Genomic DNA, 15,148 nt, shown 5'->3' with positions numbered 1-15,148 from the left:
ATATGCAACCTAAATCCAATAGTCCAAGTGATATTAGAGCTAACCCAAATTCGGGAAAGTTCTTGATACCCCCTTCCCAAAGACGAAAGTTTTTTTTACAGTTTACCTTAATGACCATTTTAGGATGGGTTGTGGGAGGCATTACCACCATGGGTTTAGAAAATAGCACCTTGGGAAACCTACTCCCTGTTGATTCTTTTCACCGGGTCAAAATCCTCGGTAACATTGTGTTTGCTGTAGTTTTTGCCGCAGATCAAGCCCTCGTCCTCCATCGCTACATTTCCGGTTTGCTATGGATGCTTGCTACCAGCACAGGTTGGTTGGTGGTGAACAGCGTCGGGATACCCCGGGTAAAACATATTTCCTCAGTTGTCATATCCTTCCATCAAGGTGAATCCCCTGATTTAGCCTTTATGGGGGGGATTTTGTCAACAGTATTATATATTCTAGCAGTAATTTGGCTAGGACTATGCCAATGGTTGGTATTGCGCCGTTACGCAAAACAACTGTGGTGGTGGAATTTTCTGCCTTTTTTATCTTTCACCTTCATTAGTATTTTCCTCTGCTTCCTGTCTCTTGTAAAAGATTTAATTCCAGAAGTGAGTCGCACTCCCATATTGTATTGGAGTGAACAGGGATTTACGGCTATCATTCTCGCAATTGTACCAGCGATTGGCTTGTGTACCCTCAAAACAAACTCTCATCCCCCAACTAAAAATTCCAGTTCACCTTACCATACTAACAGCTAATTGCTAGATATTTGCCACAAATTAAAATCATGAATCAAAATAATATTTTGCAAAAAAAAGTAACGCCACCGATTGCTGAACAACAGCCAAAGATTTTAGAATTACATGGCGATCGCCGCATAGACAAGTACTTTTGGATGCGGAATCTTAATAACTCGAAAGTTATTGAGTATCTGGAAGCAGAAAACGCCTACACAGCAGCGATGATGCAGCATACCGAGGACCTGCAAAACCAGATATATAATGAAATGCTGGACCGGATTCAAGAAACCGATTTATCAGTTCCATTCCGTAAAGATGAATATTATTATTATTCACGTACTGAAGAAGGCAAAGCTTACCCAATTCATTGTCGCAAAAAGGGGAGTTTAGACACTGCTGAAGAAATACTAATAGATGAAAATGAATTAGCCCAAGGTCACGATTTTTTTGAACTAGGTGTATTTGCCATTAGTCCCAATCATCAAATATTAGCTTATTCCTTTGATACCACAGGTTCAGAGCAATATGTGCTGTATTTTCTTGACCTAAATACACATCAGTTGTATCCAGAAACAATTGCCGACACTTATTTTTCCTTTACCTGGGCTAACGATAATCAAACTGGATATTACAGCAAAATTGATGATGCTAATCGCCCTTACCAACTGCTCAAACACACATTAGGAACTTCACCACAAACAGATGTCTTGATATATGAAGAAAAAGATGATATTTTCCATCTATACCTAAGCAAAACCCTCAGTCAATCATACATACTGATGGTTTTGCAAAGTAGCATCACTACAGAAATTCATTATCTAGATGCCAATAATCCCCAAGGTGAATTCAAGCTCATTCACCCACGAACTACGGGAGTAGAATATGAAATCGACCATCACAATGATGATTTCTACATTGTTACCAACCATAAAGCCACTAATTTTAAATTAGTTAAAACACCTGTATCTGCTCCATTTCAGGAAAATTGGCAAACTATAATTCCCCACAGAGAAGATGTACTGCTATTAGGGGTCAGCTTATTTGCAAATCACTTAGTAATTTATGAAAGAAAAGGCGGATTAGAAACTGCAAGGGTTCAGAATATATCAACAGGTAAGGAAAATAGTATTGTTTTTCCAGAACCAACTTATGAATTTCATGAAGGAAACAACCCAGAGTTTAATACTAAAATATTGCAGTTTCATTACACTTCTTTAATTACTCCCCAATCTGTTTTTGATTACAACATGGAAACCAATGATAGGGAATTAAAAAAACAGACAGAAGTATTAGGTAAGTACGATCAAACTCAATATCAAAGTGAGTGGATAACCGCTACTGCTAAAGATGGCACAAAAATTCCTATCTCTATTGTTTACAAAAAGGCAATTAAAAAAGATGGCAAAAATCCCTTATTACTCACAGGATACGGTGCTTATGGTTGTTCTTACCAAGCATCATTTTCGTCAACAAGATTAACGCTATTAAACCGGGGAATAGTATTCGCCATTGCTCATGTTCGTGGCGGCGAAGAAATGGGGCGAAAGTGGTATGAAGAAGGAAAATTATTACACAAAAAAAATACCTTTGCCGATTTTATCACCTGTGCAGAGTATTTAATTGCTGAAAATTGGACAGCAAAAGATCGCCTAGTGATTACTGGTGCAAGTGCAGGGGGTTTGTTAGTGGGTGCAGTTATGAATATGCGTCCTGATTTATTCAAAGCCGTAGTAGCCAATGTCCCCTTTGTCGATGTAGTGACAACAATTCTCGATACCTCCCTACCCCTATCGGCCATGGAATGGGAAGAATGGGGTAATCCCAATGACAAAGTTTATTATGACTACATGAAATCTTACTCACCCTACGATAACGTCGAAATCAAGAATTACCCAGATTTATTAATTACCGCCGGTTTAAATGATTCTCGCGTCAAGTACTGGGAACCAGCAAAATGGACAGCCAAACTCCGGGAACTGAAAACAGATAATAATATTCTACTGCTAAAAACCAATATGGGTGCGGGACATAGCGGTGCATCTGGACGTTATGAAAGCTTGCGAGAACTAGCTTTTGAAGACGCTTTTATTCTCGACAGGTTAGGTTTGGGAAATAGTTCCTCCCCAATTTGACACTCTCTGGGCTAAAGCCACGGAGATTCTACATTCGACGTGTGAATCTCCTTACTAAAAGTGAGGAGAGCGTCAAATCCACTCACTCATTGCTAGTATTTGTTTGATAATCAAAACTGATGCAATTACCATCATGATGATCAACCCCACCTTACCACCAGGGACAATACGTTGATTAATATTGTTTAACTGTTGTTCTTGACGTTGCTTCCAAGTCATTAAGGCCGGAATTATCCCGCCTAAAACTGAAATACTTAATGTTCCCGCAAAATCTAGAGCGCTAAAGAAAATACTGGGATTAATTGTCCCCAAACTCATGGGAGGTAACAAAATCAGTGAATAAAGCGGTAGCCTAATGGAAGGTTTAGCCTGTGCGAGGGGGAAGATATCTTGAAAGAAATCTAGCAACCCATACACAAAACCAATAAATGAAGTAGCGATGGCAAACTCAGAGAAAATAGACAACAACACTGCCAACCATTCCCCAGCACCACCAGCCCGCAATATTTCCACAGGGTCAAATTTACCTGTACTTTGTACAGTACCCAAACTCACACTTCCCAAAATTACGGTATTCCACGCCAAGAACATAATTAAAGGAATGAAAGAACCAACAATAATAGACTGGCGAATTTTGGGAATATCTCCTTCCAACTGAGTAACAACCACTGGGACAACATTGTGGAAAAACAACGCCACCAACATCACTGAGACAGCACCCCCTAAAGCCGTCCAGTTCTGAGTCAACAGTTGCATACTCTTAACTTGTCCTCCTCCCAGAAACAATAGTCCGAGGAATGAAGTAATCACAATTGCTACAAAAGCGTTGTTGAGTTTTTCAATTAATTTTTCTCGTCCCACATACATCAAACCACCAAATAACAAGGTGAAAGTTATAGTCCCCACCCAAGCTGGAGGAATATTTTGTATTCCCCATACATGAGAAACCCCAGAGACTAAAATTTTTCCCCCTTCAGTCATATAAGCCACCAGCAAAGCATAGTGTAAAAACAGATATGCAGCGCCGACAATTCGCGCACCCACAAAGCCCAAAGTTTTCTCAACCATTGCTAACAGACCGATACTCAAACGCCCTTCTAGACGCATAGCATTGACACAAACCTCTGCCAGCAACAGACCAGAAACGACAGTGTACAGCCACACAGTAATTAACAACACTGTGGATGGCAAAACCCCAGATGGTAGAGTTACCGCAGGTAGTGCCAGAATACCAGCACCAACTGTAGTACCTGCAATCAGCGCCGTGTTTCCTAACACACTACCCGGTTGATGACTTAACTTCTGTTCATTGAATTCGACGCGAGAAAATAATCGAGTAACTTTTTCTTGATGGGAGTGGAAAGGAGTTTTTGTTGGGGTCATATCGAGATCAAAGTCAGAATTAAATGTAGGCTATTAATTTATGTGACTTATTTTAGCAAAAACCCCAACTTGCCGATTTTACATTCAAATAGACTAGACAAATCGCTTAGTAAACTCATAGATTAAATCAACCCTACCCTTCCGCAACATAGCAGGATCTAACCTTTCAGTAGTATTGCAAGTCATCAAAACAACTAATTTCTGATTGAGTTGAATCCCACCATCATCAATTACACTCTGGTACAAAGTGCCATCTAACAAACTCAGAATATGTTCTGTTTTATTATTATATTGAGCTACTTCACAAGCCCGATTTTGTGCTAAATTATCAGCCTCGTTAACAATAATGCAAATACGCTCTAAATAATTGGGTGGGACAAAATTGGCAATGGCATCGTGGTCTAAAATAAAAATCACATACCCTAAAGGTACAATAATTTCCTTTGCCACTGCCTGAGTCCATACCGTTTTACCTGTACCGGGTTCACCATGTACCACAACTGCTAATTGGTTTTGAGTCAGAACTGCCTGTTGTACTGTATCTGTAAAATTTTGAATATCTACTGGAAAAGTACGAATAGAATATTGACTGTGAACCTTACCAACACGACTTTGATATCCACTCAGCATCACGGCTAAGTCATAGGTTGCCTTATTGATAAGCGGTGAGATATTCGTTGACATTAAAGTGTAGTAACGTTTTCCGCGCTCGTAGGATTCAATTTGCAGCCAAGTATCGTACTTTGACCAATAAGCATACACTGTATTAATAACTTCTATGCGCTCCCAATTCACAAATTTTTTTACAGGGAAATGAAAGTCTCTTTCTAAATAACACTGAGTAATAATGTCAGGACAATCTAATAGTTCTAAAACTCGTAAGACAATAATTTCTTGCAGGCGATTGAGAACGTAATCAATAGGAATGCTGCTACGACTTACAAATTGAACGATGGGCGTCTCTGTACTCAAAATATCTTTGTAGCGATGATCCGGTGATTTGGGTTCAGGGGTGATATAGTTCCAAAATTTTTCTACTTCATATTGTGTACTATCCGATACAACATTCAGCAAATTTGCCCACCAAGCATAATTATTGCGTCCCAATATTTCAGCAAAATTGCTGACTAAATTCAAGGTTTTTTGAGTTAATTCCCGTGTATCGTTATATAATAATTTACCTAAAAATTCCCAGTCTAACTCTCTATGAAATGGTCGCCAGCCGCTGGTAAGTAAACTTTGACGGTTATTATTAGGAGTGCTTTCGTTGCTTCTAAAATAATCAAATTCCATATTTCTGAAATGATCCAAAGCGATAGTCGAGTTATTTTTTCATTGTCTTAGGACATTTTAAACTTCAGATTCTTGACTGCATTAACGTTTTATATACTACATTTGTAATACAAAAAAGTCAAGTACATAAAAATTTAACAAAAAAATCAGTTAAATTTTTTCCTGCTGAGTTTGACTTGATCCATTTTTTTGGCAACTGGGCACCTGTGGAGAGATGCTGAAAATTCTCTCCACCTCAGATCAAACCTGGAGGGATAGTAGTTTTATTTGTTGAACTGATTGACCATTTATCATTACACGAAAAGTATGGGGTAACAAGCTAGAATCCTTGGTAGATAAAGAAATATCCTTCTTAAATTGGGGATAAAGTCCGAGATTACCTAAAACCGAATATCATTATTTTATGGACAATTTCCAGGGAATTCTGGTGTTAGATTCAAACTCAAGTACAAAGGAGGACAGTGGTTAAGATGAGTTAAAGTTCAAACAAAAGCTTAGTAACGGTCAGGAATTGAAAATCGTCTCAAACTCTAGTAACGCTACTGTAACCTTAACTCTACGGAAATAAGTAGCACTAGATATACTACAGTGAATTACAATTGTTATATCCAGTTATTATAAATTCGGCGAAAAATATTCTGTAATTTTGCGTATAATCGAGAAGTAGTTGCTCATCCTATAGTTTGAACCTTTCTTTTGCCCATGTTTTTTACCTAAGTAGGAATGGTCAACTAGGCAAAGGCAGAACTTGAGCCAATCCTGCTCAGATCCATTCCATCCTCCCAGGATGTCTCTGTTATTATCTCAAAGAATACGATAAATCCTAATTCAATCTTCTGGAGAAGAGATGTATCTGGCACATTCATTCATAAGTGATGAAAGGAAGCAAAACCCTCACCAGCCATTAATCTTGGTAGTGGAAGATCATGATGACAGTCTACTTCTAATTGGTTATGCACTTGAGTCACTTGGCTGTAGATTCATTTGTCAATCCGACAGCTCCACTACCTTACCGGTGGCAAAAGAGCATCAGCCGGACCTGATCATGTTAGACATTTTATTACCAGGTCTTAGCGGAACTGATGTTGTGCATTATTTAAAACAAGAACCGCTAACTTGCGGGATTCCAGTGATTGCAGTTACGGCTTTAGCCACTAGGGAGGATCGAGAACGCCTCCTCTCGGCTGGCTTTGACGATTACATCAGTAAACCTTACATGATTGAGGATCTAGAGGCCATAATTTCCCGCTTGCTAGACAACAAGCTCAACTCTCCCTCGACTATTAAAAGTGCTGACTACTAAGTAAGAAGACGAAAATTAACTCAATCATCGATGATTATGCTGAGTATAGCCCAATGATTAATGACTACTATATTTTGGTAAGGTGACTGTGAATACACTACCTCGCCCAAGTTCGGAGTTAAGTGCAATTTTACCACCGTGGGCTTCTACAATTCGACTCGATAGGTGCAGACCTAAACCACTACCAGAGCGTTTGTTTCTACCGGGACGAAATCTTTCAAAAACAGTGGCTTGATCTTCGGGCGCAATTCCATAACCAGTGTCTGTAACCTCGATAATTACGCAATCTTTACCTTGAGAATTACCTGATTTTTCCCAAATAGAAACTTCTATCCCTCCTGTGTCTGTAAACTTGATGGCGTTGCCAATTAAGTTGTTAAATACACGTCGCAATTCCAGGGAATCCCCCATTACTACACCAGCCCCTTCTTTTTGTAAATCTAACTGACTCGTATCTATTTTGAGAGCCAAGTTTTTCTCAGTAGCAAGAGGAGTGAGTTCGCTAGTAACTTCTTCAACAATTTCTGGTAAATTACATTCCTCATCGTTTAAGGTCTTTTTACCTGCCTCGAAGCGATAGACTTCTAATAAGGTGTTCACCATCTGCATTAAATTCTGATTACTGCGTATCATCACGGCGATCGCTTGTTTCATTTCTGGGGAAATTTTACAGAATGTTTCCTCTTGAAACAAACCCAGCATTCGGTCAGCAGCTACTAGCGGAGTACGCAAATCATGAGTTAAACGCGAAACAAAATCTTCGCGCTGACGGGCCATTTTTTTTTGTTCGTCTAAACTATGTTTGAGACGCAGCAGCGAACGCACTCTGGCCAACAGTTCATCTGTATCAAATGGTTTACGAATAAAATCATCTGCACCAGCGTCCAACCCTTCCACCACACTGGATTCATGAAAGGCAGTGATGAGCAAAATGGGAATATAGTTAACATTTAGGTTGGGATTGTTGCGAATTCGCCGAGTGACTTCATAACCATCAATTCCTGGCATCATCACATCTAGCAAAATTAGGTCTGGTGGAGATTGTTCAATTTGCTGCAAGGCTGTCATACCATCTGCAATTAAATCAATCTCATATCCCTCACTTTCTAAAATTGTCTGAACCAAAATGAGATTATCTTTAGTATCATCAACGGCGAGAATACGATCAATTTTCAGCTTTTCCACAACAGACATGGTTTATCAACGGTTTATGACAATAATTTATAGTTTGACATTGGGAAAACCCATGGATGCTTTGCTAGATTTCGGTGGAGATGGATTAGGGTTTTGCACAGAGCAAAAAATCTCGTGACCATGCAAATTTAAAGCTGCAAGGTTGGCCACTGTAGTTGGTGACGATAGTTGCCTTGGTATTTCAATTCTAAATATAGAACCAACCCCCAGTTGACTTTCCAAAGTAATTTTGCCCCCCATCATTTGCACCAAGGAATCTATGATTGCTAAACCTAGTCCTGTACCGGGATATTTGCGCGTAATACTTTGATCCACTTGGCGAAAAGGTTCAAAAATATGTTGAAAATCTCTGGGAGCTATACCAATCCCTGTATCCCGAACCGTGATTGCCAACTGGTTTTGAGGCAGTTCTTTAACTTCAATCCAAATATAACCAGAATCTGTGAATTTAATGGCATTCGATAATAAATTTATTAAAATCTGCCGCACACGCGTTGAGTCATTAAATATTAGGGCATGTTCCATATCAATATCGACTCGCAAAGACAATTTTTTTGCTTCAGCCAGAGAACGCATTTCCCCAAGGACGATATTGATAGTTTTTGTTAAATCGAATAATTCCGGCTTTAACTCTAGTCGTCCTCCTTCCAACTTAGAAAAGTCAAGAACTTCATTTAACAACATCAGCAACTGTTTGCCATTGTTCAATATTCGCTCTACCATGTCTGTTTGCTGATTGGTCAGCTTACCGAACTTTGGGCGCAATAATATTTGGGAAAACCCAATAATGGCATTCATCGGAGTCCGCAGCTCATGAGACATAGTAGCCAGAAACTGTGATTTCAAGCGTGATGCTTCCAATAGCTTGAAGTTTTGCAACTGAATTTGTTGTCTTTGTTTTTCTAATTCTTGATTCTTACACACCAGCTGTTCATTAGTTTCTCTGAGTTGCTGGTTTACCAATGCTGTCTCCATTTCAGCGCGGTGTATCCGAATGGCATGGCGTAAAACTCGGGCTAAAGTTTCTGAACATACCTTAGACTTAGAAAGATAGTCTGTAGCACCAGCTTTCATCAACTCGACAGCGATTTCTTCATCTCTCTGGGCGGTTAGGACTACTAAGGGAACTTTGATTTCCGAAGAACGTAGTCTTTCTATCAGTGCCAAAGCGTCCTGACCTGGCAAACGATAATCGAGGAAAACACAATCATAAGTAGTATCTCTCAAAGCAGCTAATGCATGACGTCCATCAGTAAGCTCACTCAGTTCCATGCAAATACCTGCTTGAGTCAAAGCCTGACGCACTGCCATGCGTTCTACTTCATCATCGTCTACAACCAAAATTCTCAGCGTTTCTTTCATTGGTTTTTATTTTCGCTGTCAAATACAGGTTGATGTATGGTATCTCTATTTTCAAGCTATCCCACTAAATAATTTGGATTTCAGATATGGTTTTGATTTTGATCAGGTTTTGCCGTCTACTTTATGGCGTTTAATTTTTATACTCAAATTCTCAAAAATCACAATAGTACCCACCTGGGATGTGATTGACTAAGAAATTTTGTATGCTACCCAATGTTTATTCACTAATGCCATACTTTCTCCAAAATTAGTGCAGGTCACAGGCTTAAAAATATATATAGCCAGTAACTTTTAATTTTTCAGCTAATTTTTCAGTTAATTTTTCAGTTAATTTTTCAGCCTCCACTCTGTCTTAATCCTAGTTTGATTCGTGACCACAACTACCGAAGTTGCTGTGAATGTACTATCGCTAGCTACTCAAGTAGAGGAAATCGACATAAAGTCAGATAAAATACTTGGTTAACCCTCAAAACGATTGTAAATTAGTGGGCTAACGCGCGTCCTCAGTCATTAGTGAGAGTTACGTACCAAAATCTTGTGCCGTAAGCTTGAGGAGCTTTACTCACCCCGTTACTGAGGGCAAGTCAAGCCAAAAGCACTGTTCATGGAAGTCATGTAATCCAAAATAGTCATGTTTTCTTCTCTTTGCACAGTTTTTCCACGAGGTCTAGCACCATGTCTGTATTTTCTTGGCCATCGCCAATTTACACAGTGAGAAAACTTACAAAAATTTGATTCTGAGACAACTGGGAAGTAGCATGACCATCATCTGCTGTGATACAGCACACTTGTACTATACTCTTTAGTACACAATGTTGAAATTCTTTTGATTTATTCATTTATTTCAATGTTTATTAAAGCTTTACAATAGTATGAAACGACTTTCTACTCCTGGAGATATCACACAAATTATAACTGGTCTTAATATTCCATGTTTGTTGGGAAAATGACGATATATCTTTAGCTAGATTTTGAATACAATTTAGAGTGAAAAATCGGCATATTTACTACTTCTATCGAGGGATGCCGAATCGTGAAAATATCATCTACCTTTGGTTTGGGAAAATCAGATAAACTATTTAAAAAAGGTCATATTCTACAAAATGCAATTATCAAGAGCGAGTATAGCAATGAGTGAAATAAGCATTATTTTAATTGAAGATCATGACTTGACTAGAATGGGATTAAGAGCCGCATTACAATCTCACAGCGCTCTCAGAGTAATTGGTGAAGCACCAAATGCCACTCAAGGACTAAAACTTTTGGAAACGGCTAAACCAGACGTGGCGGTGATAGATATTGGCTTGCCAGATATGGATGGCATTGAACTCACCCGCAAATTTAGACGCTACCAGGCAGAAACCGGCCAAACCGCCACAAAAATTCTCATTTTGACCATGGATAACACAGAAGATGCCGTACTGGCAGCTTTTGCCGCAGGTGCAGATTCTTATTACATGAAAGAGACAAGCATTAATAAATTAACCGAGGCAATACAAGCAACTTATGGCGGTAACTCTTGGATTGATCCAGCCATCGCCAATGTGGTACTAAGAAAAATGCGTCAAAGTATTCCCGGGGAAACTCAACCTAGCGATAAACAGAAAACAGTCAAAATTGAGGCATTGGCCACGGAATACGAACAAGTTTTAGAAACCTATCCTCTAACTCAACGCGAATTGGAAATTTTAGAGTTAATTGTTGCTGGATGCAGCAATGGACAAATTGCTGAAAAACTATACATCACAGTGGGTACAGTAAAAACTCATGTTCGCAACATCTTAAACAAACTCTGTGCTGATGATCGCACCCAAGCGGCAGTACGCGCTTTGCGTTCCGGTTTAGTTGGTTAACACTCGCGACCTTGCCCAGACTTGCTAGCAAATCTGGGTAGATGGCCATTCCTCCACAAGGGATCAAAATTTAAAGTCTCAACTAGCCCAATTTTTCGAGTAAACAATCAGCAATCCTACGTGCAGCCCCTGGCTTACCCATGCGCCGGATTCCGTTCTCAGCAATTATTTGCAAACTGTCAGGATTTTTCCACAGCGATAGCACCACTTGGGGAACTTGTCTGGGACTGTCTACTAAAAGCAAAGAGGCTCCTAAAAGTCGGCTTTGAGCTTCAGCAAAAGCTGGGTTATATTGTGGCCCCTTACCCAGAATGGCGATGGCGGGCTTGCCTAAACCGACAAACTGTTCCGTTGCTGTCCCAGCCATGGCGATCGCTAAATCCCCCCAATATAAACAATCACCATAGGCTTGTTGTGTCAGTATAATATAACCTTTTGTTTGCTTAAATATCAAAGCGCCAGGATCAGCAATGGGAATGGGAGCTTCTGGGTGGCTTTCCCAGCCTTGGTTTGTAACAGTTTGCGAGAGAATATTTGCATCTAAACCAGGGGCAATAGCACCCAAGAATACCACATTGCCAGCACTGTATAAAACTGAATTTTGTTCTGAGAAACTAGCCATCAATGTAGACACAGCAACCATGATCATTTCCCAGTTCCCGTAAGCCTCCGGGGGACGGGAACCAGGTAATAAAGTGATTACTAACGGTTTAGCTGTTTCTTGCCCATGGGCCGGGGAAGTATCAAACTTGGCTGAAAACCACTTTGGTTCCAGACCATCCATCATAGGATTACCCAAATCAAAAGCCGGAATTGACCACTTTTGTAATATTTCCGTAGTCAACCCATCTCTAGGGAAAACAGCCTGACAACGGCGAGAACTCATCAACCAACGTTCCCAAGGATGATAAATTGATCCAGAAAAGTTTTCCCAACGAGCACCTTTTGATTTCCTGGGTAATAGTCCCACTTCATCTCGCACGTAATACTCTGATTTTGCCGTACCCACAAAAGCATAGTCAGCACCACTAAAAGCCCCAAATAACAAAGGAACAATATCCCCTACAGCCAAAATACCTCTCTTGTTACCCAATTTTTCTTGGTAACGTACCCAACGACGAACAGCCTGAATTTGATTTACGGTAAGTTGCAGCAAACCCCCACGCACATCCCTAAGTAATTGCCGTCCATCCATATAAATAAAGCCCCCAGAAGGCATAGTACGTACTGCACCAATACAGGGTATACCTAACTGTTGGTAAGCAAGCCCTTCACCCACCAAAGGTAATGCAAAAATATCTGGTGAATTTTCTAGTTGCTGCAATTCCTGCAAAATCCTCACAGCAATTACATCTTCTCCATGACCATTGCTTAAAACCAATAACTGCAAACGAGAAGTTGCCTCTGGCGATAATGACAATATTTTGTTCATAAAAATGCCGTCAATGGCGAATAATGATTCAGAAACAAAATCTTAAAATTAACTGTCTGTTCCCACAAGAGGTATCAGTGAGGATATCAACCTGCCAAGTAGCTGGAAGTTACTATGATCCTCATTCAGTCACCTCACTACAACTAACTACCAGTTAATTAGATTAAATTTTATTATGCAGATTTCTTCTGGTGCAATTTTTGCTTTGGCCACCTTGGCCACTAGCAATCTTATACAACCAGCAACGGCTACATCCATTACAGTTGCTTCTCAGGATGAACCCGCTAAAAGTTCACTAGTACCAGTTATTGAAGAAAAACCGACAGGAATTGAGGCGATAGCATCTCCAGAAACCATAGCTACTCAACAATTTTCTCAAAATTCTATAATTGGACAAATAAGCGTACCAAAAAATACTATTTGCCCCTGTAGCACTGATGAAAACTTAGTAGTAACTGCTACAGATATCCAAATAGTAGGAGCTACTCAGGAATTACAAGAGATTGTCCGCCAAGTCATTAAAACCGAAGTAGGTAAAGAAGTCAGTCAAAATCATATCAAAAGCGATATTGCAGCCATTTTGGAAACAGGTTTATTTGCTAGTGCTAAGGTTAATACCACCACCAACCACAATGGCTTAGATGTAGTATATCAACTGCAACCAGTAGTGGTACGATCGCTGCAACTTTCCGGTGCCAAAATACTCACTTATCAGGTAGCCCAAGAAAGTTTTCAATCACAAATTGGTAAACCTATCAGTCCAGAAAAACTAACAGAAATTGTACAGCAAATTAATCAATGGTACGCCGACAGAGGTTATCAGCTAGCAAGCGTGGTATCCATTAAACCCAACCACGAAGGCATTCTCAAAGTCAATGTGGCTGAAGGTTTAGTGGGTGACATTAAATTTCGCTTTATTAATGACGACGGTCAAACCATTGATAGCAAAGGTCAACCAGTAAAAGGACGCACCCAGCCTGATTTTATCAGCAAGCAGTTACGACTCAAATCAGGGCAAATTTTTCAAGAAAATATTCTGCGCCAAGATGTACAGAATCTATATCGCACAGGTTTATTTGAAATTGTCAATGTTGCCCTTGAAGGTGATACCAACAAAGTTAATTTAGTTTATGAACTCAAAGAATTGGGAGCACGTGCCATTAACTTAGGTGGTAGCTTTAACGCTGACTTGGGATTGTTAGGTACATTCAGCTATCAAGACCAAAATATTGGTGGTGTTAATGATAATTTGGCTCTCAATGTAGCCATGAGTCGTAATGATTTGCAATTTAATACTAAATTTACCAGTCCTTATCGTCCCACTGAACCTGACCGCATAGGGTACACAATTAATGCTTTCCGTCGCCGGGAACTTTCCGCAACCTTGGATGACAAGATTACACTACCTAATGGCGACAAAGTGCGGGAAGGTCAGATTGGCGCTGGTATCAGCTTTCAGCAACCCCTTGCTCATTGGGATACCACCTTGGGATTTAACTACACTCGCACCACCATTCGCGATCGCCAAGGTAATATTACCTCAAGGGACAAACAAGGCAATCGCCTTTCCGCAAGTAGCACAGGTATCGATGATTTGGCTACGCTATCCTTTAGCGCCTCCCAAGATCAACGAGATAATACTTTGAATCCTACTCAAGGTTCTTTAGTAACTTTAAGTACCGAACAATCTGTACCCATTGGTCAAGGTAATATAGCCATGAATCGCCTCAAGGCTAACTACACCCAGTATGTACCAGTACAGTTATTCAACACCAATAATAACCAGCCGCAAGTCTTTGCCGTCAATTTTCAAGCTGGTACAGTAATTGGTAATTTACCAGCTTATGAAAGCTTTAACTTGGGTGGTGCTAATTCCGTCCGGGGTTACGATAACGGAGAAGTTGGTAGTGCTCGCACTTATGTCTTAGCTAGCGCAGAATACCGCTTCCCCATTGTGCAGGTTTTAGGGGGTGTGGTATTTGCTGACTTTGCCTCAGACCTAGGCTCTGGTAAAACTGTCATCGGAGATCCTGCCGGCCTACGAGGTAAACCTGGTCATGGTTTTGGCTATGGTGCTGGAGTACGTGTAAACTCACCTCTGGGGTTAATTCGCGCGGACTATGGCATTAATGACCAAGGAGAAAGCAAAGTACATGTAGGTATAGGGCAGAGATTTTAATAACAATGCTTCGCTTAAACTTTCTTATCCTTCCACAGAGACAAGGAAAGAATGTACAACTGTGGAAGTTATGGACATTCCATGGACAGGGACTGAAAGCGGCGATTAACTTATGGCCTTTGGCTAAAGCGTCAAAGCTTACCGAGGGATAACCCCTCCCATCCTCCCATTTAAACAAGAAATAAATATCTAGACTTGTCTAGCTTTTATGTAGCAGACAAAGCTGTTAATATAAGCGAGAGGTTTTCCACTTCGGGAGTTGAAAATATAAAAAATTCCTGTATCA

Annotated in this window: 10 protein-coding genes; 5 read left to right on the top strand and 5 right to left on the bottom strand. The window is 40.1% G+C overall.

Annotated elements, in window-relative coordinates:
• The first annotated feature begins 2 nt into the window (after positions 1-2).
• Both NWP25_RS00600 and NWP25_RS00595 read left to right on the top strand, forming a co-directional pair.
• Positions 3-749 carry a hypothetical protein gene (locus NWP25_RS00600; protein WP_280698663.1) on the top strand — a complete coding sequence of 249 codons (747 nt, stop codon included), beginning with the start codon at positions 3-5 and terminating at the stop codon, positions 747-749.
• A 29-nt stretch (positions 750-778) separates the two neighbouring features.
• Entirely contained in the window at positions 779-2,863 is a 2,085-nt protein-coding gene (locus tag NWP25_RS00595; protein WP_280698661.1) for a S9 family peptidase, read from the top strand.
• 72 nt (positions 2,864-2,935) lie between these two features.
• Here NWP25_RS00595 and NWP25_RS00590 read toward each other — a convergent pair whose 3' ends face one another.
• On the bottom strand, positions 2,936-4,246 hold the full coding sequence (locus NWP25_RS00590; protein WP_280698659.1) for an amino acid permease: 1,311 nt from the start codon (positions 4,244-4,246) through the stop codon (positions 2,936-2,938).
• Positions 4,247-4,339: 93 nt separating this feature from the next.
• Entirely contained in the window at positions 4,340-5,539 is a 1,200-nt protein-coding gene (locus tag NWP25_RS00585; protein WP_280698657.1) for an AAA family ATPase, read from the bottom strand.
• Between the two features lie 847 nt (positions 5,540-6,386).
• Between NWP25_RS00585 and NWP25_RS00580 the strand changes: the two genes are divergently transcribed.
• Positions 6,387-6,842, top strand: a complete 456-nt coding sequence (locus NWP25_RS00580) for a response regulator (RefSeq protein WP_280651171.1) — start codon at positions 6,387-6,389, stop codon at positions 6,840-6,842.
• A 57-nt stretch (positions 6,843-6,899) separates the two neighbouring features.
• Here the strand turns inward: NWP25_RS00580 and NWP25_RS00575 are convergent, their stop codons facing one another.
• A complete protein-coding gene (locus NWP25_RS00575; protein WP_280651170.1) occupies positions 6,900-8,036 on the bottom strand; it encodes a hybrid sensor histidine kinase/response regulator in 1,137 nt (378 codons plus the stop codon).
• Between the two features lie 27 nt (positions 8,037-8,063).
• Complete coding sequence (locus NWP25_RS00570; RefSeq protein WP_280698655.1) at positions 8,064-9,398, bottom strand: ATP-binding response regulator; 1,335 nt, start codon at positions 9,396-9,398, stop codon at positions 8,064-8,066.
• A gap of 1,130 nt (positions 9,399-10,528) precedes the next feature.
• Here NWP25_RS00570 and NWP25_RS00565 point away from each other — a divergent pair.
• Entirely contained in the window at positions 10,529-11,251 is a 723-nt protein-coding gene (locus NWP25_RS00565) for a response regulator transcription factor (RefSeq protein WP_280651168.1), read from the top strand.
• An 82-nt stretch (positions 11,252-11,333) separates the two neighbouring features.
• Here the strand turns inward: NWP25_RS00565 and NWP25_RS00560 are convergent, their stop codons facing one another.
• Entirely contained in the window at positions 11,334-12,683 is a 1,350-nt protein-coding gene (locus NWP25_RS00560) for a lipid-A-disaccharide synthase-related protein (protein WP_280651167.1), read from the bottom strand.
• 175 nt (positions 12,684-12,858) lie between these two features.
• On the opposite strand from NWP25_RS00560, the gene NWP25_RS00555 reads away from it, so the two are divergent.
• A complete protein-coding gene (locus NWP25_RS00555; RefSeq protein WP_280698653.1) occupies positions 12,859-14,862 on the top strand; it encodes an outer membrane protein assembly factor in 2,004 nt (667 codons plus the stop codon).
• Positions 14,863-15,148: the final 286 nt, after the last annotated feature.

The sequence above is a fragment of the Umezakia ovalisporum Ak1311 genome (genome assembly GCF_029891685.1).
GTDB lineage: Bacteria > Cyanobacteriota > Cyanobacteriia > Cyanobacteriales > Nostocaceae > Umezakia > Umezakia ovalisporum.
Note: the sequence above shows the minus strand (reverse complement) of the source record. Positions and strands in the feature narration are given on the sequence as shown.